The sequence below is a fragment of the Xenorhabdus bovienii SS-2004 genome (genome assembly GCF_000027225.1).
GTDB lineage: Bacteria > Pseudomonadota > Gammaproteobacteria > Enterobacterales > Enterobacteriaceae > Xenorhabdus > Xenorhabdus bovienii_C.
On the sequence record NC_013892.1, the window covers coordinates 3,873,419 to 3,895,839 of the forward strand.

Annotated in this window: 18 protein-coding genes and 1 riboswitch; of the genes, 10 read left to right on the forward strand and 8 right to left on the reverse strand. The window is 47.1% G+C overall.

The features are described 5' to 3' along the window. The first annotated feature begins 76 nt into the window (after positions 1–76). The 7 genes from XBJ1_RS17185 to thiH all read left to right on the forward strand — a co-directional run bounded on the left by XBJ1_RS17185 (position 77) and on the right by thiH (position 7,003). Positions 77–739, forward strand: a complete 663-nt coding sequence (locus tag XBJ1_RS17185) for an HAD family hydrolase (protein ID WP_012990309.1) — start codon at positions 77–79, stop codon at positions 737–739. Between the two features lie 441 nt (positions 740–1,180). Then, positions 1,181–1,305: riboswitch (TPP riboswitch) on the forward strand. A gap of 157 nt (positions 1,306–1,462) precedes the next feature. Further along, positions 1,463–3,436: a phosphomethylpyrimidine synthase ThiC gene (thiC, locus tag XBJ1_RS17190; protein WP_012990310.1), complete on the forward strand. Its 1,974-nt coding sequence runs from the start codon at positions 1,463–1,465 to the stop codon at positions 3,434–3,436. Next, positions 3,420–4,094, forward strand: coding sequence for a thiamine phosphate synthase (gene thiE / locus XBJ1_RS17195; protein ID WP_012990311.1), 675 nt, complete (start codon positions 3,420–3,422; stop codon positions 4,092–4,094). Before thiC ends, thiE begins: the two co-directional genes overlap by 17 nt. Continuing rightward, positions 4,088–4,897, forward strand: a complete 810-nt coding sequence (locus tag XBJ1_RS17200) for a HesA/MoeB/ThiF family protein (RefSeq protein WP_012990312.1) — start codon at positions 4,088–4,090, stop codon at positions 4,895–4,897. Before thiE ends, XBJ1_RS17200 begins: the two co-directional genes overlap by 7 nt. Continuing rightward, positions 4,894–5,094 (forward strand): sulfur carrier protein ThiS, encoded by a 201-nt coding sequence (gene thiS, locus XBJ1_RS17205; protein WP_012990313.1) that lies wholly within the window; start codon positions 4,894–4,896, stop codon positions 5,092–5,094. Before XBJ1_RS17200 ends, thiS begins: the two co-directional genes overlap by 4 nt. 2 nt (positions 5,095–5,096) lie before the next feature. Beyond that, a complete protein-coding gene (locus XBJ1_RS17210; RefSeq protein ID WP_012990314.1) occupies positions 5,097–5,864 on the forward strand; it encodes a thiazole synthase in 768 nt (255 codons plus the stop codon). Next, the gene (thiH, locus tag XBJ1_RS17215) at positions 5,861–7,003 is read left to right on the forward strand and encodes a 2-iminoacetate synthase ThiH (RefSeq protein WP_012990315.1); all 1,143 of its coding nucleotides are present in this window, start codon (positions 5,861–5,863) and stop codon (positions 7,001–7,003) included. Before XBJ1_RS17210 ends, thiH begins: the two co-directional genes overlap by 4 nt. Before the next feature lie 68 nt (positions 7,004–7,071). On the opposite strand, the gene XBJ1_RS17220 is transcribed toward thiH, so the two are convergent. The 6 genes from XBJ1_RS17220 to malT form a co-directional block, all read right to left on the reverse strand. Then, positions 7,072–7,668, reverse strand: a complete 597-nt coding sequence (locus tag XBJ1_RS17220) for a DUF1349 domain-containing protein (protein ID WP_012990316.1) — start codon at positions 7,666–7,668, stop codon at positions 7,072–7,074. Between the two features lie 14 nt (positions 7,669–7,682). Next, a complete protein-coding gene (locus XBJ1_RS17225; RefSeq protein WP_419184856.1) occupies positions 7,683–8,840 on the reverse strand; it encodes an MFS transporter in 1,158 nt (385 codons plus the stop codon). A 126-nt stretch (positions 8,841–8,966) separates the two neighbouring features. Next, complete coding sequence (locus XBJ1_RS17230) at positions 8,967–9,605, reverse strand: HAD family hydrolase (protein ID WP_012990318.1); 639 nt, start codon at positions 9,603–9,605, stop codon at positions 8,967–8,969. A 13-nt stretch (positions 9,606–9,618) separates the two neighbouring features. Further along, positions 9,619–10,680: a zinc-dependent alcohol dehydrogenase gene (locus tag XBJ1_RS17235; RefSeq protein ID WP_012990319.1), complete on the reverse strand. Its 1,062-nt coding sequence runs from the start codon at positions 10,678–10,680 to the stop codon at positions 9,619–9,621. Next, positions 10,680–11,930, reverse strand: a complete 1,251-nt coding sequence (locus XBJ1_RS17240) for an aspartate aminotransferase family protein (protein WP_012990320.1) — start codon at positions 11,928–11,930, stop codon at positions 10,680–10,682. The genes XBJ1_RS17235 and XBJ1_RS17240 overlap by 1 nt, the downstream gene beginning before the upstream one ends. A gap of 203 nt (positions 11,931–12,133) precedes the next feature. Beyond that, the gene (gene malT / locus XBJ1_RS17245) at positions 12,134–14,863 is read right to left on the reverse strand and encodes an HTH-type transcriptional regulator MalT (protein ID WP_038199456.1); all 2,730 of its coding nucleotides are present in this window, start codon (positions 14,861–14,863) and stop codon (positions 12,134–12,136) included. Between the two features lie 22 nt (positions 14,864–14,885). Between malT and XBJ1_RS17250 the strand changes: the two genes are divergently transcribed. From XBJ1_RS17250 to malQ, 3 genes are all read left to right on the forward strand, one after another. Then, positions 14,886–15,164, forward strand: coding sequence for a hypothetical protein (locus tag XBJ1_RS17250; protein ID WP_012990322.1), 279 nt, complete (start codon positions 14,886–14,888; stop codon positions 15,162–15,164). A gap of 138 nt (positions 15,165–15,302) precedes the next feature. After that, positions 15,303–17,711 (forward strand): maltodextrin phosphorylase, encoded by a 2,409-nt coding sequence (malP, locus tag XBJ1_RS17255; protein ID WP_012990324.1) that lies wholly within the window; start codon positions 15,303–15,305, stop codon positions 17,709–17,711. 8 nt (positions 17,712–17,719) lie between these two features. After that, positions 17,720–19,828 (forward strand): 4-alpha-glucanotransferase, encoded by a 2,109-nt coding sequence (malQ, locus tag XBJ1_RS17260; RefSeq protein WP_012990325.1) that lies wholly within the window; start codon positions 17,720–17,722, stop codon positions 19,826–19,828. A 72-nt stretch (positions 19,829–19,900) separates the two neighbouring features. Here malQ and malG read toward each other — a convergent pair whose 3' ends face one another. Together malG and malF are read right to left on the reverse strand one after the other, a co-directional pair. Continuing rightward, complete coding sequence (malG, locus tag XBJ1_RS17265; RefSeq protein ID WP_012990326.1) at positions 19,901–20,791, reverse strand: maltose ABC transporter permease MalG; 891 nt, start codon at positions 20,789–20,791, stop codon at positions 19,901–19,903. Positions 20,792–20,803: 12 nt separating this feature from the next. Next, entirely contained in the window at positions 20,804–22,366 is a 1,563-nt protein-coding gene (gene malF, locus XBJ1_RS17270; RefSeq protein ID WP_012990327.1) for a maltose ABC transporter permease MalF, read from the reverse strand. Between the last annotated feature and the right edge of the window lie 55 nt (positions 22,367–22,421).

The window sequence follows — 22,421 nt, forward strand, 5'->3', positions numbered from 1 at the left end:
GGCATGTCAGTCGATGAGCTGAAATAAACACAATTTTGGAAGCGATATTCAAAAAAACCATTGAGGAATAATGACTATGTCACAGCAGATTGCGGTATTTGATCTGGATGATACATTGATTTGTGGGGATTCCAGCCTGCTTTGGACGGAATATTTGTGGGAAAAAGGCATTATTACCGATCATCGTTTTATCGAGGCAGACCAGAAAATGATGGCTGACTACAGTGCCGGTAAACTGGATATGCACGATTATCTGGCGTTCAATTTACAGTCACTGAATCAAGTACACCATGAACAGGTGGATATTTGGCTGACAGATTTTGTGGAAACCAAAATTAAACCCATCTCTTATCCCGCAGCCAAAAAACAATTAGATATCTATCGGCAACAGAACATTCCTATCATTATTATTTCTGCCACTGTTTCTTTCGTGGTGAAAAAAGTCGCGGCCGCATTGGGTGTGCTGACAGCTATGGGGATTGATATGGTCATGGAAAATGGCTGCTATACGGGCAGTATTTTGGGAACCCCTACCTTCCGTGAAGGAAAAGTCGTACGTTTGCAACAATGGTTGACAGAACAAAACTTATCACCTCAGCATATCTCCTTTTACACTGATTCCATAAATGACCTGCCGATGTGTTTATTTGCCAACGAAGTGTTTACTGTCAATGCTGATATACGGTTGCAAAAGGAAGCTGGAAATCATGGATGGAAACAGTTGAACTGGGTGTTATAAGAATTTGTTTCTATATCTAATATGTTTCAAATTGTAGGGTATAAATTCGTCGTTATTTTATTTATTACTTTATAGCGACGTTTTTCCCAAAAATTATAGCAATCTTCTCATATAAGATATTCATGATAATAAATATTAAATTAAATACAATAAATTATGAATTGATAATACACTTCATTAATAAAAAACCTCTATTCCACTATACAAAAACCATCAAACCACTCCTAATTAAAATATAATTAAACCATGATTTTCTGACGAAGTAATATCCGTTCCTATACTTATTTAAATGATGGATAATAAAAATCGCAATAACTTATGACACCCAAAACGGTATGGAGCTCAATTCAGGGATTGCAATTCAATTGAGTCTTAATCTCACACAAAAGTTGTAAGTTTTAGGTTGTAGTTTTCACAATCCGCTCTATACTCTGAGGTGTTTTTTTCTTGTCGGAGTGCCTAGCGTTCAACGTATATCACGATGAACACAGGCTGAGACCGTTGATTCGGGATCCGCAGAACCTGATCGGGCTAATACCCGCGAAGGGAACAAGAGTAATTACCCCGCTGACATATCCTCCTGTTTCTATAGAGATATTATTCAGCACCAACCATTACTCCCTGCGAGCTCCAGACAAGCAATTTTCTCAACTTAAGCCCATTCCAGCAGGCAACGCTCCCGTTCGCATGATGGACAGGCTATAACACAGTCAGGAATTTGCTATGTCTAATAATATTGTTATCCCAACTACTGATGTCATCCCTGCGGCCGATATCGCCCCCAAAACCTATCCTGCACGGCCACGCAAGGCACAACGGGATGCAGCACAGGAATTTATCAATTCCGTTCAAGGCGTTACCTTCCCCAACTCACGCAGAATTTACCTTGCCGGCTCCCGCAAAGATATTCAAGTTCCGATGCGTGAAATCCAGTTATCACCAACACTGATTGGCGGCACCAATGAAAATCCTCAATTTGAGGAAAACGAACCCGTGCCCATCTATGATACCTCTGGCTCTTATGGAGATCCCGACTCGGTGCTGGATGTGCGAGCTGGCTTGAAGAAAATCCGTCAGCTTTGGATCGAAGAGCGTAATGATACCGAGCCAGTCGCTGTTCTCAGTTCTGACTTTACCCAGCAGCGGCTTGCGGATGCCGGACTGGATCATCTGCGCTTCAACCAGCTTCCTCATCCATTGAAAGCCAGACAAAGCAAGCGTGTCACCCAATTGCACTATGCACGCCAAGGCATTGTCACACCCGAAATGGAATTTATCGCCCTGCGAGAAAATATGGGGCGTGAACGCATCCGCAGTGAAGTCCTGCTCCAGCAGCATCCGGGGCAAAGTTTCGGTGCAAACTTGCCGGACAACATCACGCCAGAGTTTGTCCGTCAGGAAGTTGCCGCTGGCCGGGCGATTATTCCCGCCAACATCAACCATCCCGAATCCGAGCCGATGATTATTGGCCGCAATTTTCTGGTCAAAGTGAATGCCAACATCGGTAACTCCTCCGTCACATCCTCCATTGAAGAAGAAGTGGAAAAACTGATTTGGTCTACCCGCTGGGGAGCAGATACGGTGATGGATCTCTCTACTGGCCGTTATATCCACGAAACCCGCGAATGGATCTTACGTAACAGTCCTGTACCTATCGGTACAGTGCCAATTTATCAGGCGCTGGAAAAAGTGAACGGCGTGGCAGAAAACCTGACATGGGAAATGTTCCGCGATACTTTACTGGAACAAGCCGAGCAAGGGGTGGATTATTTCACCATCCACGCAGGCGTCCTGCTACGTTACGTGCCGATGACGGCCAAACGTCTGACCGGCATCGTCTCTCGTGGAGGTTCCATTATGGCAAAATGGTGTCTCTCCCATCATCAGGAAAGCTTCCTCTATACCCATTTTCGCGAAATTTGTGAAATCTGCGCCGCCTATGACGTTTCTCTGTCTTTGGGAGATGGACTGCGTCCCGGATCAATTCAGGATGCCAATGATGAGGCGCAATTTGCCGAACTGCATACTCTCGGCGAGTTGACTAAAATTGCCTGGGAGTACGATGTTCAGGTGATGATCGAAGGACCGGGGCATATCCCGATGCAATTAATCCGCCGCAATATGACGGAAGAATTGGAACATTGCCACGAAGCGCCATTCTATACGCTGGGGCCACTGACAACCGATATCGCTCCCGGTTATGACCATTTCACCTCCGGCATCGGTGCGGCCATGATAGGCTGGTTTGGTTGTGCAATGCTGTGCTACGTCACACCAAAAGAACACCTTGGTCTCCCCAACAAAGACGACGTAAAACAAGGGCTGATTACGTATAAAATCTCGGCACATGCGGCAGATCTCGCCAAAGGCCATCCCGGAGCACAAATCCGCGATAACGCCATGTCAAAAGCACGTTTTGAATTCCGCTGGGAAGACCAATTCAATCTGGCTCTTGATCCTGAAACCGCCCGCGCCTATCACGATGAAACCCTGCCACAGCAATCCGGCAAAGTTGCTCACTTCTGCTCTATGTGTGGGCCAAAATTCTGCTCCATGAAAATCACGCAGGACGTGCGCGATTATGCAGCAAAACTGGAACAGGAAGCTGGCATGGAACAGATGTCAGAAGAATTCCTCGCTCATGGCAGCGAGCTGTATCACAGTGCTGAGGACATAAGCGATGAAAAATCAGCCTGAAGCCTCATCAATTCCACAAGCCCCTTTTGCCCCAACCGTGCACCGTTTGGGGCTTTATCCCGTCGTGGATTCCCTGACGTGGATTGAGCGGCTACTGAAAGCGGGTATCAGAACCCTGCAACTACGCATCAAAGATCTCCCCGAAGATCAGGTAGAAGAGGATATCCAATCCGCCATTGTATTGGGTCGCCAATACAATGCCCGCCTATTCATCAACGATTACTGGGATCTGGCCATCAAACATCGCGCCTATGGTGTGCATTTGGGGCAGGAAGATCTGGATATCGCGGATCTCAATGCCATCCGGCAAGCAGGACTGCGTCTTGGCATTTCCACCCATGACGAATATGAACTGGCGCGGACAAAAGCACTGAGGCCTTCCTATATTGCACTCGGGCATATTTTCCCCACCACGACGAAAGAGATGCCTTCAAAGCCGCAAGGCCTTTCGGCATTGAAACATCAAGTGGAAATAACCCCGGAATATCCTACCGTTGCCATCGGTGGGATTTCGCTGGATCGTGTGCCTGATGTCGTTGCAACAGGAGTGGGTGGCGTGGCATTGGTCAGCGCCATTACTAAAGCCAAAGATTGGCGGCAGGTAACTGACCAATTACTTCATTTGATTGAAGGAAGTGATCGGGAGCTCTTATGTTAAACGACCAAGAATTTATGCGGTACAGCCGTCAATTGCTACTGGAAGACATCGGCTCTGATGGACAGGAAAAATTAAAAGCAGGAAAAGTACTGATTGTCGGATTGGGTGGATTAGGTTCACCCGCAGCACTCTATCTCGCAGCGGCAGGCGTCGGCCACCTTTATCTGGCAGATGATGATACGTTGCATGTCTCAAACCTGCAACGCCAGATCCTCTATCGCACAGCAGATATTCCCGCAGGAAAGGCGGTTTTAGCAGCGAAGCAACTGAAGGCCCTGAATCCGCTGGTCGAAAATACCGTGCTGACCGAGCGGCAGGATCGTGAATCACTGGAAAATCTCGTCCGTCAGGCCGATCTGGTGCTGGATTGCTGCGATAACATGGCGACGCGCTATGCTATCAATGCCGCCTGTGTTGCAGAAAATAAACCGCTCATCAGCGGTAGTGCCGTTGGTTTCAGCGGGCAGCTTATCGTATTCGAACCCCCTTACTTGCACGGCTGTTATGCCTGTCTCTACCCTGATCAGGAAGAGCCGCATCGCAACTGTCGTACAGCCGGTGTTTTAGGGCCGGTTGTCGGGATGATCGGTACGTTGCAATCGTTGGAGGCAATCAAAATGCTGGTGGGTCTCCCCTCTCCCCTAAGTGGAAAACTACGGTTGTTTGATGGCAGACAGCAGAGTTGGAGCACGTTACAACTAACATTGTTATCGCAGTGTCCTGTGTGCGGAACCCATGCCGCAAAATCTGATCGCGCAGAAACCATTTCAGGCAAAACACGCTCAGGGAAAGAAGTCGCATGAACATTATCGTCAACGATCAACCGATCACACTGAGTACGTCGATGACGGTGCAACAGTTACTGGAGCATGTACAACGTCCCCAATCAGGCACCGCTTTGGCCATTAATCAAACTATTATTCCGCGCTCAGAGTGGAACAGCCATCAGATTAATGACGGAGATATTATCCTGCTGTTTCAAGCCATTGCCGGAGGTTAATTATGTTAAAAATCGCTGATACTTCCTTTCATTCCCGCCTGTTTACGGGAACAGGAAAATTCGCCAATGCAAATTTGATGATCGAGGCGATACGTGCCTCTGGTAGCCAATTGGTCACTATGGCGATGAAGCGCATCGACCTGCATGGCAATGACGACGGCATTCTTGCCCCACTGCAACAGTTAGGCGTTAAATTACTGCCCAATACCTCGGGGGCAAAAACAGCAGAAGAAGCGGTGTTTGCCGCTCACCTGGCACGGGAAGCGCTGGGAACTCACTGGATCAAGTTGGAAATCCATCCCGATGTAAAATATCTTTTGCCTGACCCGATAGAAACGCTGAAAGCTGCCGGGCAGTTGGTAAAAGAGGGATTCGTTGTTCTGCCCTATTGCGGCGCTGATCCTGTCCTGTGTCGCCGTCTGGAAGAAGTCGGCTGTGCTGCCGTGATGCCATTAGGCGCTCCCATTGGCTCAAACAAGGGGCTGCTGACGCGAGATTTTCTGCAAATGATCATCGAACAGTCCAACGTGCCTGTCGTCGTGGATGCCGGAATCGGAGCGCCAAGCCATGCACTCGCCGCTATCGAAATGGGTGCTGATGCGGTACTGGTCAATACTGCTATCGCCGTTGCCCGCAATCCCATCAAAATGGCACAAGCATTCAAGACGGCGATTGAAGCCGGCGAGCTCTCTCATCAGGCGGGTGTGGCAAGCCAGAAATCACATGCAGAAGCTTCCAGCCCACTGACCGATTTTCTGGGGGCGTTATGACAGACAACACAGTGACGACTGATCATACATTCCGCCAGCGCTGGCAGCAGTTGGATTGGGACGACATTACACTGCGTATCAACAGTAAAGCCACGCAGGATGTTGAGCAAGTATTAAACCGCGATCGTCTGACTCTGGATGATTTTATGGCCTTGCTCTCTCCCGCAGCCCTGCCTTTCCTTGAGCCGCTCGCCCAACGAGCTCAACAACTAACGCGTCAGCGATTCGGCAATACCGTGGGATTTTATATCCCACTCTATCTTTCCAATCTGTGCGCTAATGACTGCACCTATTGTGGTTTCTCCATGAGTAATCACATCAGACGCAAAACACTCAATGAACAAGAGATTAAAGCTGAATGCCAAGCCATCAAAAAGCTGGGGTTTGAACATATCCTGCTGGTCACGGGAGAACATCAGAACAAAGTTGGCATGGATTATTTCTGCCGCTATCTCCCCATGATCCGCAGCTATTTCAGTTCTATCACAATGGAAGTCCAGCCATTGGCACAGGAAGAATACGCTGAACTGAAAACGCTGGGGTTGGATGGCGTAATGGTCTATCAGGAAACCTATCATGCTCCCAGTTATCAACTGCACCATTTGAAAGGGAAAAAACAGGATTTTCACTGGCGGCTGGAAACCCCGGAACGCCTGGGACGTGCAGGTATCGACAAAATCGGGTTGGGTGCTTTGATCGGGCTGTCCCCTAGCTGGCGTACCGATTGTTACATGGTGGCAGAGCACCTGCTTTTCCTGCAAAAACAATTCTGGAAAAGCCGTTACTCTATTTCCTTTCCAAGATTGCGCCCCTGCGCAGGTGGCATAGAACCCGCTTCCCTGATGAGCGAAGCTGAACTGGTACAACTCATTTGTGCATTTCGCCTGCTGGCACCGGATGTGGAACTGTCCCTATCCACCCGTGAATCACCGTTTTTCCGCGATCACGTTGTACCGCTGGCAATCAATCATGTCAGTGCCGGCTCCAAAACCCAGCCGGGGGGTTATGCCGACGATCATTACGAACTGGAACAATTTGCACCTCATGATAATCGCTCGGTGGTTCAGGTTGCCGCAGCACTGGTGAAATCAGGTTTACAGCCAGTCTGGAAAGACTGGGATAATTATCTGGGACGTTAGTTTCTGAGAGCCTATATGATTAGGCTCTCCGTTTTATCTTTATATACGATGAAAACTGCCCGATTTTTCTAACTCAAATCATGCAGGTGTCTTTTCAGACATGATTTCAGGCTAAAATCGGAGAACTTTACCTGCAACCCTTCTCGTTCTGGCGAACAACACATTGCTCCGACAAAAACCCGCTGACTGCCAACCGCAAAAGGCGATAACCGCAGTAACGGCCACTTCACCCCATCAATGGAATATTGCAGCCTGATCACTCCCTCACTATACGTCAGCCTTAACCAGAATTTATCAGGATTCCCCGGAAATACGCCCATCGCCCAGTCAGAGCAAGAATTCGTTAGCACACTACCGATCGTTGCCTGCCCATCAGAATGCTCAACACCCGCTTTTAACCAATGTTGCTCATCCACCAGTAGCATAATGCCAGCCTGATCGTATAAATGTTCAAAACGCCCTTCGATACAAAGCTGGAAGGTAAAACCGGCTTCAATATGAACATCATCAACATAGCGACCAAAAACATGGCCGCTATGACGCTGAAAGCCATACCATGTATCACGCCAAAAATCAGTTTTAATATCTGTCGTCACATGGAGTATATCTTCTCGATGCTTCCACGAGGCAGGCTCATTAAGCCAATGGCAGTGCTGAAAATTCATCAATAGTTAACCTGTTATTTTCTGGCGGGATGAATCAATCCATAGCCCGCTAACAATGTAAGAGAAAGTAGAGCAATACAGGCAAAAGCGCCATGCAATGTGACCTGATGAGCCAAACCCCCGATAATTGCAGGCCCCAGCAGGATACCCGAATATCCCATCGTAGAGACGGCGGAAACTGCCTGAGAATCAGGCATGACTTTCTGCTGCCCTGAAGCAGTGAAAAACATCGGAGCCAGATTGGATAAACCCGCTCCTATCATCAGGAAAGAAATACCCAATACCATCATGCTGGATGCCAGATAGATCAGGACAAAACCCGAAGTAGCCAGAATTGCACTTGCCAAAAAAACCCGCCGGTATCCAAACATTGAGATAATTTTATCGCCCAGAAAGCGGCCACATGTCATGGTAATGGCGAAAAGCGTGTAACCAAGTCCCGCCTGATGGCTATCTATATTATGGACACTACTCAGCAAGATCCCACTCCAATCCAACATGGAGCCTTCCATCAGATAAACGACAAAGCAAAGAAAACCAAGCAGGATCACAATCCCACGCGGCAAGGCAAAAAATGGTGTATTACCCGTTTCTGTATGATCCAATAATCCGCTCCATGCTGGCAGCAACAACAGAATAATGAATAATGACACTGCGGCCATTACCTGAAATGGGGATATTCCCATCAATAACAGGAAACTGACTGACCCTGCACCCGCAATTCCCCCCAGACTGAACAACGCATGAAAACCAGACATAATTGGCTGCTGTGCCATTTTTTCAACATTGACTGCATGAATATTGATCACCACATCCGTCGCACCAATCCCCACGCCGAACATAAACAGCGCACAAGCCAGTGCCCAGGGGGTTGGCAATATACTTAACCCCGGTAGCATCAAAATTGCCAGCAGGGCAAACAAGGGAAAAATTTTCCTACAACCGAAACGGCTGGCCAGCATCCCCGCCAAAGGCATCGTGATAAAGGAACCAATGCCAAATACCAGTATGAGCAACCCCATGGCACCATCATCAAGTGCAAATCTCTCCTTAACCAAAGGAATAAGAGGTGCCCAAGCTGCCATACTGAATCCGGCAATAAAAAAAGCGAGCCGTGTCGCGATGATCGGCTGTTTTATCGAAGAAACTGCATATTCCTCAGACAACTTAATTCCTCCATAACCCTGTTCTCTAAAACCATCTGTTCCAAAACAATGTACTCTGACGCACAATCATGCCCTCCGCAGGTTTTGCTGGAGGGCATCAATATTTACATTGTTATCACACTGAAGTTATCATCACGCTGACAGCGAATTTATCCCAGAAAATTGCGGAATATCCGTCAATTCACCAATAATGCAAGTCGCCTGCCCGTACTGTTCAGCTACCGACAAATCATGAGGCCAAGCATATACCCACGGGATCCCTGCCTGTTTTGCCGCTGCGATCCCCAGATCCGTGTCTTCAATCACCAAAGTCTGCTGAACATCCATCCTTTTCAGCTTTAGCATAGCAAGGTAGGGATCAGGAAAAGGTTTAGTTCTTTCAACATCATCACCGGAAATCAAAGCAGGTTCATCAAACAAATCCAGTAACCCCAGATTCGCCAGACAAACGGCACGCGGTGCGGTGGAAACAAACCCAAAAGCAATGTCATTTTGCTGTAAGGCCGCGATTAGGCGAGTAACCCCCGGGCGTAGATAATGTGCAGATAACTTTTCCTGATAAACCGAGATAATCCTGTCGGTAATGCCTTGCTGCTCGGGTAATGGAACACCAATTTCATTCAGTGTTTCAGCCAGACTCAAACCAATTAATTGCTGTGGCTGAACATCACGCGTGTGATCAGGTGCCAGTTCACACAGCACATCAAAATGCAGTTGTTCACTATCGACAATGACCCCATCGATATCAAAAATGACATTGAATTTATCCATCAGAAATATTCCATTACTTAAAGTCAGCCAAACGGATCAATATTTTGCAGTTTGGTGTACTGAGCGGTACTTGGGCTTTCGCGGCAATATCACAGCCCACGGTGAGAAAAGCCTGCTGATAATCCTCAAAATCAAAGATCTGACTAATCAGGCGTTCGGCTGGGATCACACCATCCCGGATCATGGCGTAAGCACGCTCAAAACTGTTGTTCAAGGAGTCAATCGAGCCGATGACAGAAAGACTTTTGTCGGCAATTTTCAGAATATCAAGATTGGCATGTTTATCTTTTAAAGCGACATTCAGCAACTTACCACCTGCGGCTAAATGGTCGAAAACATATTCGGTCAGTTGTCCCGTAGTATCTACACATAAATCGATCAGGGCTGATTTATCACCGTATTCCTGCATCAACGCTTCATCAAAATCAGTATATAACCGACATTCTGCCGGCAGGTTGTTGATAGCAAATTGCACACGACTCGGGTTTTTCTCGATCATGAATGCCTTAACACCCCGTTCATGCAACGCCCAAAGATACAGCATTCCCATAGGGCCAGCACCGGCTACCACGGCCCGAATATTGGTATGGGTGATCCCCAGTTTATCCACTCCCGTCAGTGTGCAGCTCAAAGGTTCAGTCAACGAAGCCGCTTCCATACTGACATGATCATCAAGCTTAATCAGCGAGCTTTCTTTCGCCAAATACTGCTCGGCAAATGCCCCATCGTAAGAAACCCCCGCTTCCGTCCCTAGTTTCTTCTCGCAGTGATTGGGATTACCTGTCTGACACATTCTGCAATGTCCGCAGGAGTATGTCGGATTGATAACAACACGATCGCCAATCTGAAAGCGGGTAACATGACTGCCGATTTGCGTCACCACTCCCGTGGTCTCATGCCCCAATGTGGTTCCCGGCACCGCTACAGGATAAGAACCAGTAATAATTCCTATATCTGTGCCGCAAATCCCACATACTGCAATATCGACTACCACATCATCCGGTTCAATGCAGTGCAAGGGTTCAACTTGCTGAATCTGGACATTCCATACTTGGTTGAATTTCAGGGCTTTCATTATGCAACCTCTCTGTGCTTCGGTGCAGAAACCGTCAGTTCAGCGAATGCCAGATCCAATTTATGGAGAATTTCATGTAAGTGTTCCTGTGTACAAACCAAAGGAGGACGTACCTTAAGTGCCCGCCCTTTGCCATAACGGGAGCCGCGCAGGATCAATCGGTGACGGCTGGCGGTTTCAATCACCTGTGCCGCAAATTCTGGGGTTGGAGTATCAAAACCGAACATGTAGCCCATGCCTCTGACCCCCGTGATTTCAGGGTATTTATGCTGTAAGGCCAACAGTCCATCACGCAGGAAAGCCTCGTTCTGCTGCACATTTTCCAGAATCGCATCATCTTCAATAATATCAATGATTTCGTTGAGAGCGACTAAAGACAAGGGATTAGCACCAGAAGTACTGGAATGCTCAAATGATTCCAGCACATCCAGCGAGCTGCGCATCAGCACACCCCCTGTCGGAATACCAATACCCCCTGCCCCTTTCGCAAATACAATGATATCTGGCTCTAATTCCTTGGCATAACCTGTCGACGCAAAGAAAGTTCCGGTACGGCCAAACCCTGTCTGTATTTCATCCGCAATAATGATGATGCCGTGCTGATGGCAGATTTCCCTGATTTTGCGATAGAACTCCACGGGGAAAACGGTGTTGCCGCCATTGCCCTGAATCGGTTCAATAATCAGACATGCGATATTGTCACTGGAGCCCAACTGAATAAACTGTTCCAGATCGACATATTGGTTCTCTGTCTCATTCGGGTCAGGTTCTGCCATGACACTGGCAGGTGCTGGAATTTTTATCGAACCATCAATACTGATATGGAAATCTTTAATTCTGAACGCATTGCCAGAAATCTGCGCAGTCGCAAGAGACTGGCCGTGGTGGGCAAGAAAGAACGAAATAATGCCGGAGCGTCCTGTGGCTTTTTGGGCGATGCGAATGGCACCTTCAACAGCCCCAGAACCGGAAACATCCCGCAGCCACATTCGGTCAATGCCTTCTGGTGTATGTTTCACCAATTTGGTCAAAATATATTGTGACATTTCTCGCGTATAAGCAGAACTTAAATGCGTACATCTATCAATCTGTTGCTTGAGTTTTTCCGCAACTCTGTGGTTAGTGTAGCCAAGCGGCAAATTAAACGTACCTGATGCCGCATCAATATGCTTTTCGCCATCAATTTCCAAATAAGGACCGTGACCAACAAAACGGGAAAGCATATCGTCAAGATGTTTTCTATTTTCCATAATTACTAACCACCATTAGTTATTTTTAACAATTATGAGCGTACCAAATGTAATGAGATTAGCTTAGACCCATTTAAACGTGACATCCATCACATAAAACCCATAAAAAAATATAAGGTTATTTTAAAAATTAATTTATATTTAAATTGCATATAACTTAGTGTTAATATTTATTTATGTTATTAGCGAAAACATTACTAAACTTAAATATTCATTGATGCAACACTCAACCCCATCATTTGCATCAAATGTTGAGCCTGTTGAATAGCATCCTGCCGATGGGTAATACCCATTTTTTGATACAGATTACGGATATGCGTCTTGATCGTGGTCGCGGCGACCTCCAGTTCTGCGGCAATTTGATCGTTACTGTAGCCGGAATAAATCAACCCCAATACCTGCCATTCACGCTGAGTCAGCGGGCTATTTCGGATAAGTTCCGGTACATCAGGGTGTGTAAGAAGCTGCTCAACAAACGTTTCATCAAAATGGGCGAATTTATGCCGATGCTGGCGATTAATTTCCCGCAGGATACGCTGGGCACGGTGTTGCTCAAGTTCAGGCAGAATATTGAGCTGAATAAGCTGGCGCAATTGTTGAGCCATCAACTCACCTTCAAGTACAAAGTGACTAATAAATCCCGTGCGGTTAGCCAAACTCAGGGCTTCCATCAAAACAGCCTGTGCTTCAGCCTTGTACCCAAGCTGCCAGTGCAACAGATTGCACAGCAGCAGGTTGCGGTTCAAATCGCTTATCAGCAGCAATTCCCTCGCGTACTTATTCAGCGTTCCCAAGATAGATTCCGCTTCCTCATACTGACCAAGCAGGATCTGTGCACGGGCGATATTGCGCCATTGATTCTGATTGAAATGGTTATTGAAACTTTCTGGCCGTTCCGCCTGTACCAACCACTGAGTCGCCGAGCTGCTATCTTCCAAATTCTGCCAGATAATGACGCGTAGCTTGTCGGTATTGGTTCGCCAGTCACGATGATAATGCCCGTTATTCAACAGATTTTCGCAGCGGGACAGGTAACGGCGGGCATTATCAATATCCCCTCGGATCAAGGAACATTTCGCCAGTTGGGTTAGGCATTGTAATTGCTGCTGAGGCTGGACGCTGGATAACACTTCCAGGCCTCGACGCGCCGCTTCTTCAGATTCGTCTATCCGCGCCCAACACCACAAAAGCTGTGAGCGAATGCGCAACAGGAATTCGTGCATCGGCAACTGTTCCAAATGCTGCTCACTAATCAAATCAAAAGCGTGATTTTGAATTTCATAGGCCGCCTGCAAATAGCCCTGAGCCAATAAGATCTCACTTTGCTGCAACAACGCCCACAAAGCATAGTGATAAACATGACAGCGTCGGGCAAGTTGCTCCGTTTGCTTCATCAGTGCCAATGCATGGGATAATTCTCCTTTACAATGCAGAACTTCCCCTTTCACCGACATCGCAACAATCCGGCCATATTCATTGTCGGGCAAAAGGGCTGCCAGAGCCTTCTCAGCCAGAGTATCAGCATCGTCCGGCCGGCCATCATTAATCGCAACTTGGGCACGCAGGGCATCAAATTCTGCCAGCAATTCCGGCTCTATAATGATTTGTTTCTGCTTCAGCGACTGTTCTGTCTGATTCAATAAAGCGTTCACTTCATAATAACGATGCTGGCTCTGTGCCAGCCATGCCTGTAACAGTACCAGACGCGGATTTTCCAGTAATTGCTCATATGGCAATGCATTCATGCACTCTTCCAATAGTGACAGTTTGCTGTGGTTAAACAGATCCCAAGCATGTTGCAGCAAAATATCACGTAACAGTACGGTATCTCCGGCAGCCAGCGCATGGTGAATGGCTTCCCCCGGAAAACCCTGCATCAGCCAGCCTTCTGCCGCGGCTCTGTGCAATTCTGGCAATTTCGCTGCCATCTCCCACTGGCATCGTTGACGCAGGAATGAGGCAAACAGAGGATGAAAACAGAACCATTCGCCAGAATCATCCATACGTTGGATAAACAGCCCCTGACGTTCAATATCTTCAAGGCGTTGCTGGCCGTTATCCTCTCCCGTCAGACAAACAATCAGACCATCATTCATCGAACGCAGGATAGAACTGCGCAGCAGGAAATCCCGCGTAGCCTGATCCACACGATTTAACACCTCATCCACAAGATAATCTGCGAGATGGCTGGCATTAATCCCTGAAAGGCGTTTTGCCGACATTTCCGCCGTATTGCCTGATTGACGGGCAGAAAGAGCAATAAGCTGCAAGGCCGTCGCCCAACCCGCGACGTCATTGCATAACTGTTTGCAATTATCCGCATCCAGTGGGCTGGCCAGTCTTTTATCAAAAAACTGCTGGGTTTCCCGATAATCGAAAGCCAATTGCTGGCTGTCGAACTCCAATAACTGTTCACGCACACGTAGGTTAGCTACACCCAACGATGGCAAATGACGGGATAGTATTGTCAAAGTCAGATTTTCAGGCTGGTGACGGAGGAAAAAGCGCATGGCTTCGTGAATGAGGTTATTCTCTATCAGGTGATAATCATCAATCACCAGAAAGATCGGCTGTTTCCACTCACTAAGTTCAATAAACAACTGCGCAAATAATGCGGGTAAATTGGCATACTGATGTTTCTGAGCCAGCACGTCACTTTTTACACAATGCCCCTGTGTTGCCTGCTGAATAGCCGCGATCAGGTAGCTGGCAAAACGTTCCGGCTGATTGTCACTGTCATCCAGAGAATACCATCCCAGATTACTCTGTCCGGCAGCCCATTGTGACATCAATGTAGTTTTGCCATACCCTGCGGGGCTGGTTATCAATACCAGACGATAGTGCTGTACTTCACTGAGCAGTTCTAACAGACGCTCACGCATGACCATATTATTAAGGCGAAGGGGGCGACTGAGTTTCGATGGGATAAGCATTGGTTTCTTCCCTTCATAAGCAATGAATAAAACTGATACCAAAACCCTGTTCAATGTTATTGATTCATTTTCACCACTAACATTCATTAATGCCCAACCAAATTTAGAGAAACGTCTGTCTTTTGCAAACAGGTTGATTGATTTCATTGTGTTAAGTTGCACCCTGTCACATTCTTTGCTTGCAATTTTTCCTGTTCCCAATGAAATTGCGAAAAGCCTCGAAAAAACAGGACAAGTAGGAAATTTTTCCTATCAAGTTGTTGGTCAATTTCTTCAGCCACCCGCCTTGCTGTTTATTTAATTACAGCCAATGGCTACGCCCTTGCACTCCTCCCTGTGAATATCCCCGTAGGATGATGCCTACCGCTTCAAGAATCTTCAGCATATCCCGATAAATCACCTCCATATTTTCCTTATTCAGTGACAGGATGAAGACTTCATGCAACAGCCCAAATTAGATAGAGCCGTCTTTCAGGCCGCGCTTACACGCCAGTGGCAGCGCTTTGGCCTTAGTTCAGCACAGGAAATGACCCCACATCAGTGGTGGCAGGCCATCAGTGCTGCACTATTAGAATTACTTCCCTCTTCCAGCCCGAACCATGGTCATCAGTTGCATAACTCTAAGCGTCATGTGAACTATATTTCGATGGAATTTCTGATAGGCCGTCTGACAGCCAACAATTTGCTGAATCTTGGCTGGTATGACGATGTTCAGGCTTATCTGGCAGAGGATGGGCTGACTTTGAGTGATTTACTTGAACAAGAAGCTGATCCTGCATTAGGCAATGGTGGTCTGGGTCGGCTGGCAGCCTGTTTTCTTGACTCAATGGCAACGATTGATCAACCCGCAACAGGCTATGGCCTTAATTATCAGTATGGCCTGTTCCGGCAATCCTTTGATCAAGGATTACAAATTGAGGCACCTGATGACTGGAAGCAAGGCTCCTATCCGTGGTTTCGCCATAATGCCCAATTGAAAGTTGACGTGGGTTTTGGCGGGAAAATCGTGATGACAGACGAAGGTCATGAAACTTGGCTTCCTGCCTTTACCTTGATTGGCGAAGCTTGGGATCTGCCGGTCGTTGGCTATGGTAATGGCGTCACACAACCCCTGCGCCTGTGGCAGGCAACACACGATAACCCTTTTGATCTGTCACTTTTCAATGACGGGCAGTTTCTGAATGCTGAACAACAAGGCATCGAAGCCACCAGCCTGACCAAAGTGCTTTACCCGAACGATAACCATCAGGACGGAAAACGCCTGCGCCTGATGCAGCAATATTTCCAGTGTGCCTGTGCGGTGGCCGATATTCTGCGTCGTCATCAGCAGGCGGGCCGCAAGGTGGAAGAATTACCACGCTACGAAGTTATCCAGCTTAACGATACCCACCCGACTATCGCCGTCCCTGAAATGATGCGTCTCCTGCTGGATGAGCACAGATTGGATTGGGAAACCGCATGGGAAATTACGGGGCAGACTTTCGCCTATACTAACCATACTTTACTACCAGAAGGTTTAGAGCGTTGGGATGAGCATCTAGTCAGTGAACTATTGCCACGTCATCACCGCATTATTCAGGAAATCAACCGTCGCTTCCAGAAAACCGTGGAGCAAACCTGGCCCGGCAATCAACAGGTGTGGGAAAAATTAGCCGTTACTCACGGAAATCAGGTAAGAATGGCTAACCTCTGCGTAGTGGCCTGTTTTGCTGTCAACGGTGTGGCAGCACTGCATTCATCCCTAATCGTGACGGATCTGTTTCCAGAGTATTATCACTTATGGCCGAAAAAGTTCCATAACGTAACCAATGGCGTCACACCGCGTCGCTGGTTAAAACAGTGCAATCCAGCACTCTCCTCACTGATTGACCAAACCTTGAATCATGAATGGGTTAATGATCTTGAGAGCCTGAAACAACTCGAACCTTATGCCAACGATACAGCTTTCTGCGAAGCTTATCGCAGCATCAAACAGGAAAATAAAATCCGGTTGTCCAACTACGTCAATAAAGTCATGGGGCTTAAGATTGATCCCCACGCCATTTTTGACGTGCAGATAAAACGTCTGCATGAGTACAAGCGCCAACATTTGAACCTGCTGCATATCCTCTCACTGTATCGGCAGATTCAGGAAAATCCGTCACTGGATGTCCACCCCCGCGTCTTCCTGTTTGGTGCCAAAGCAGCTCCGGGATACTATCTGGCAAAAAATATTATTTCAGCCATTAACCATGCGGCTGAAAAGATCAATCATGATCCGATCGTCCGTGATCGTATCAAAATTGCCTTTATTCCCGATTACAACGTTTCCACCGCAGAATTGATGATCCCAGCCGCCGATGTCTCAGAGCAAATTTCTACCGCAGGTAAAGAAGCCTCCGGTACAGGCAACATGAAACTGGCCTTAAACGGTGCACTGACCATCGGTACGTTAGATGGCGCCAATGTTGAAATCGCCGAACAAGTCGGCAATGATCATATTTTTATCTTCGGGAATAATGTTGAAGAAGCAAAAGCCTTACTGAAAAGTGGCTACAATCCACGGCACATCCTCCAGCAGAACCCTCATCTACAAGGCATACTGGATGCACTTGCCAGTGGTGAATTCAGCCACGGAGACACACAAGCATTCAATCTCATGCTGCATAGCTTGGTTGATGGCGGTGATCCTTATTTGGTACTGGCGGATTTTGACTCCTACTGCCAGGCCCATAAGCAGATTGATACCCTATACCGTAATCCTCAACACTGGACACACAGTACTATTCTCAATACTGCCCGCATGGGTAAATTCAGTTCTGACCGAGCTATTCAAGATTACCAACAGCGTATCTGGCAGGCCAAATAAGGTTCATCATGGAAAATAAACACCTCGACAATTTGGCAACAGAGGCTGGCATAGCCGCCGAATATATTAATGCCTACGGGAAACCGCAGGCTATCCCTGCCGAAATTCGGCATCGGATATTGGCAGCCATGTATACAGACCCACCGGCCAATAGGCCGGTTTCTGATGCATCTATTCTTACCCTGCCTGTGGTTAAAGTGATGACTCAAGGTCAGACAATCACTTTACCTTTGAGCAGTACAGAAAATTATCGATGGCAAATACAGACAGAGCAAGGAGAGACATTTCAAGGGGACTGCCAATATCAAATCACTCTGCCGACCAACCTCCCTCTGGGCTATCACACACTGACATTAATGCCAGTAAAATCAATATCAGTAACAGAACCTCATAGCCAACACCCGGTTATGCAGATTATTGTGACGCCAGAACGTTGCTACGAGCCAGAGACACTGATAAATGGCGAAAAACTCTGGGGAGCCTGTATCCAGCTCTATACCTTGCGTTCAGAAAATAACTGGGGAATCGGCGATTTTGGCGATTTGAAATATATGCTGCAAGAACTGACGCAACGGGGTGGCGCATTTATCGGCCTGAATCCACTTCATGCCATGTATCCAGCCATGCCTGAAGACGCCAGTCCCTACAGCCCTTCTTCCCGTCACTGGCTCAATATCATTTATATTGATGTGAACCAAGTAGAAGATTTCACATACAGTGTCGAAGCTCAAAAATGGTGGCGATTGCCGGAAACTCAACTCAAGCTCCAGCATGTCCGCCAAACAGGATTAGTCGATTACACCAGCGTGATGACATTAAAAATAACAGCGCTGCGTCTGGCTTATCAACAGTTTCAAACCCGATCCGCTACAGATCCCCTGCATATTGCTTTTCAACAATTTGTTACCAAAGGTGGTAAAAGCCTTTATTCTCAAGCAGCCTATGATGCTCTGCACCGTAAACTCTACGACGAAGACAGCGCTTACTGGGGCTGGCCGGTATGGCCAGAAAAATATCGTGAACCTGATAGCGATACGGTGAAAGAATTCTGCCAGTCACATTGGCCGGAAGTGGAGTTTTTCCTCTGGTTACAATGGCTGGCCGATACCCAATTAGCTGGCTGCTTTACCGAAAGCCAGCACAATCATATGCCCATCGGCATTTATCGTGACTTGGCTGTTGGTGTTGCACAAGGCGGCTCAGAAACATGGTGCAACCGAACGGTGTATTGCACCAAGGCATCTATTGGCGCACCACCGGACATACTCGGCCCACTCGGACAAAACTGGGGCTTACCTCCGATAAACCCCCATGTATTACGAGTCCAAGCCTATCAGCCTTTTATTGAATTACTGCGTAGCAATATGCGCCACTGCGGGGCATTACGTATTGATCACGTTATGTCACTACTCAGACTATGGTGGATACCACAAGGAGAAACTGCCGATAAAGGGGTTTATGTCCATTATCCAGTTGACGATTTGCTGGCGATACTGGCGCTGGAAAGCCAACGCCATCACTGTATGGTGATTGGCGAAGATTTAGGGATCGTGCCAGAAGAAATTGTCGGCAAATTACATACCCGAGGTGTCTATTCCTATAAGGTGTTCTATTTTGAACGGGATGGGCACGGAGAATTCCGCTCACCCGATGAGTACCCCACGCAGGCAATGGCAACCATTACTACCCATGATTTACCTACATTACGCGGATTCTGGCAAAACAAGGATTTGATATTGGGGGAATCGATCGGCTTATACCCAGATAAAACTCTACTTGATGGGTTATATGATGAACGTAAGCGTTGTAAGCAGAAGTTATTGGACGGTCTGAACCGCCATGGTTATTCATCTGCATCACTGAGTATGACAGACACGCCAGCTCCGATGTCAGCCTCTATCAATCAAAACATACATCACTACATTGCCCACAGCACCAGTGCCTTATTGGGATTGCAGCCCGAAGACTGGCTAGATATGGAACTCCCCGTCAATATTCCGGGAACGTCCACAGAGTATCCCAACTGGCGGCGCAAACTAAGCATTACGCTGGAAGCTATGTTCCAAGATGAACATATCAACCAATTACTTCAAACGGTAGGAGAGTACCGAAGGTAAATTCCGTAATCACTTAAACCACCATCGATAGAACAACTATCGATGGTGGTTTAGCTTTTTAACTGAACATCATCATCCCTTCACACTCCCTGATGTTAGCCCACCGACTAACCAGCGCTGTGCAAGCAGGAACATCACGGTGATAGGGATTGCAGAAAGCACCGCTGCGGCAGCAAAATCCCCCCATAGGGAGTTTTGTGGATGAAGGTACTGTTGCATTCCTACTGCCAGAGTATAACTGTCTACATCCCGCAACAGCAGTGACGCCACAGGAACTTCGGTTATGACACCAATAAAAGACAGGATAAACACCACCGCCAGTATTGGTACGGAAAGCGGTAATAATATCAAACGAAAAACTTGCCACGATGTCGCACCATCCAACATTGCGGCTTCTTCCAGAGACCCATCTAACGTTTCGAAATAACCTTTGATCGTCCATACATGCAGTGCAATCCCTCCCATATAGGCAAAAATCACACTACCGTGAGTATTAAGCCCCATAAATGGAATATAGGCACCTAATCGATCAAAAAGCGCATATAGCGCCACCAGCGAAAGTACCGGAGGGAACATCTGGAAAATCAACATCCCTTTTAACAAAGTGCTTTTGCCACGAAAACGCATTCGAGCAAAGGCATAAGCACAGGTCGTTGACAGAGCCACAATCCCCGTAGCCGTAATGAATGCAATTTTTACTGAATTCCACAGCCATTGTATGACGGGGAATGGTGGGGGGGTGATACGTCCATCTGGGGACTCTACGCTATAACCAAGCGCCAGTTTCCAGTGTTCCCATGAAATTGTTTCAGGGATAAGACTACCTGTGGCAAAATTTCCAGGTCGCAAAGAAATAGCAATCACCATCAACATTGGCAATAAAATCAATGCAATAAAAGACAGCATTAACATATGTGTTGCCCCTACCCGCCACCGTTGTGATTTTGGTTGCACCATCGCCATTACCCGTTCTCCTCAATCAAATTTAATACGAGTCGCTTTCAGATTAATGATGGCTAATGCCCCGACCAAAAGAAAAATCAACGTAGCAATAGCCGCAGCCAAACCAAAATCCTGTCCTCCGCCCCCTTCAAAAGCGATACGATAAGTATAATTCACTAAAAGATCGGTATAACCCGCAGGGGTTGTTGTACCAATGCGATCCGGCCTGCCATTGGTCAGCAACTGAACTAAAACAAAGTTATTAAAATTAAAAGCGAAACTGGCAATTATCAACGGAGTCAGCGGCTTAATCAGCAATGGAAAAGTAATTCTGGAAAAATTATGTAATGGCCCGGCCCCATCAATAGCCGATGCCTCATAAAGATCATCAGGAATTGACTTCAGCAGCCCCATGCAAAGGATCATCATATAGGGATATCCCAGCCACGTATTCACTATAATCAACATCGTTCGCGCCAGTGTTGGGTCGGTAAACCACTCCGGTTTCAAACCAAACAGCCCGTTAAGCAGCAGGTTGATTTCCCCAAAACTCTGGTTAAATAACCCCTTAAAAATCAGGATGGAAATAAACGAAGGAACAGCGTACGGCAAAATAAGCAGTACACGATAAATTGCCCGTCCTTTGAGCGCCTCCCACTGCACAATACACGCAAGGATCATACCCAGCGCCACCGTCAATATCACCGTTAGCAGGGAAAAGATCACAGTCCAGACAAAAATCGAAAGAAAGGGTTTTTGGATACCGTCATCCTGAATAACCCGCAAAAAGTTTTTCCAACCGACAGAAACCGTGAATCCCGGGCTTAATGTTCCCTCACTCCAGACGCCCTCAGCGTTCGTGGCTTGATAGAACCCTGTATCCATATTTGGTCGGTATTCTGTCCCCGTTTGATTATTGGTCAGGGTGATGCCGTCTTCCCCAATGGAATAGAGGGGATGTATGCCGGAGAATTGACGCAATGAACTCATACGTAACTTACTGCCATCCGGCAGAACAGTAACAAGCTGACCTAACGCCTGCCGGTACTGGGTTATGGTTCGCAATGCAGCGGCATCACTCTCAAAAACCTTTTCCTGCTTATGCAAAGGCAGAATGACCTCTTCCCCCGCAGATGTAGATAAAGAAAAAGGATCAGACACCAGTAATTGAGAGCTATCAGGAACACTCAAGGCCAGTACCCACTGTTCAGATTCAGGATAAAGTTTGAAATTAAGTGTCTGACCTGCCTGATATTGACGACTCATCAACACCGTTTGAGCCCGTTCAAAAGTCAGTTGATTTGTACTGCTATAGTTCGTGAAAGCAATAGCAACAGTACAAATAAGTGGAAACAATACAAACAGGCTCATGCCCGCAATTCCCGGATAGGTATAACGCCAAGCATAAGACTTACGATTGGCAAAGACATAAATACCACTTCCCAGTAATACCAGTGTCAGCATGGCAAACAGATATTCACCCTGGGCATACATCAATACAATCAAATAACCGGTAAAAAATAGGCACAGACTGACTCCGAACCATTTTAGGACAGGATGCGACCACCATTCTGTTTTGTCCAATCTCGCTGACATCATGCACTTCCTGTTACTAAGAGCCTATCCCAATAGACACTAACGCTCCTTCTAT

Bases quoted from the DNA above. Each gene is read 5' to 3' on its own strand.
- XBJ1_RS17185 (WP_012990309.1), top strand. From the start codon at position 77: ATGTCACAGCAGATTGCGGTATTTGATCTGGATGATACATTGATTTGT.
- XBJ1_RS17250 (WP_012990322.1), top strand. From the start codon at position 14,886: ATGAATAAAACTGATACCAAAACCCTGTTCAATGTTATTGATTCATTT.
- XBJ1_RS17210 (WP_012990314.1), top strand. From the start codon at position 5,097: ATGTTAAAAATCGCTGATACTTCCTTTCATTCCCGCCTGTTTACGGGA.
- thiH (WP_012990315.1), top strand. From the start codon at position 5,861: ATGACAGACAACACAGTGACGACTGATCATACATTCCGCCAGCGCTGG.
- thiE (WP_012990311.1), top strand. From the start codon at position 3,420: ATGAAAAATCAGCCTGAAGCCTCATCAATTCCACAAGCCCCTTTTGCC.
- malF (WP_012990327.1), bottom strand. From the start codon at position 22,366: ATGTCAGCGAGATTGGACAAAACAGAATGGTGGTCGCATCCTGTCCTA.
- malQ (WP_012990325.1), top strand. From the start codon at position 17,720: ATGGAAAATAAACACCTCGACAATTTGGCAACAGAGGCTGGCATAGCC.
- malT (WP_038199456.1), bottom strand. From the start codon at position 14,863: ATGCTTATCCCATCGAAACTCAGTCGCCCCCTTCGCCTTAATAATATG.
- XBJ1_RS17220 (WP_012990316.1), bottom strand. From the start codon at position 7,668: ATGAATTTTCAGCACTGCCATTGGCTTAATGAGCCTGCCTCGTGGAAG.
- thiC (WP_012990310.1), top strand. From the start codon at position 1,463: ATGTCTAATAATATTGTTATCCCAACTACTGATGTCATCCCTGCGGCC.
- XBJ1_RS17235 (WP_012990319.1), bottom strand. From the start codon at position 10,680: ATGAAAGCCCTGAAATTCAACCAAGTATGGAATGTCCAGATTCAGCAA.
- malG (WP_012990326.1), bottom strand. From the start codon at position 20,791: ATGGCGATGGTGCAACCAAAATCACAACGGTGGCGGGTAGGGGCAACA.
- XBJ1_RS17240 (WP_012990320.1), bottom strand. From the start codon at position 11,930: ATGGAAAATAGAAAACATCTTGACGATATGCTTTCCCGTTTTGTTGGT.
- XBJ1_RS17200 (WP_012990312.1), top strand. From the start codon at position 4,088: ATGTTAAACGACCAAGAATTTATGCGGTACAGCCGTCAATTGCTACTG.
- malP (WP_012990324.1), top strand. From the start codon at position 15,303: ATGCAACAGCCCAAATTAGATAGAGCCGTCTTTCAGGCCGCGCTTACA.
- XBJ1_RS17230 (WP_012990318.1), bottom strand. From the start codon at position 9,605: ATGGATAAATTCAATGTCATTTTTGATATCGATGGGGTCATTGTCGAT.
- thiS (WP_012990313.1), top strand. From the start codon at position 4,894: ATGAACATTATCGTCAACGATCAACCGATCACACTGAGTACGTCGATG.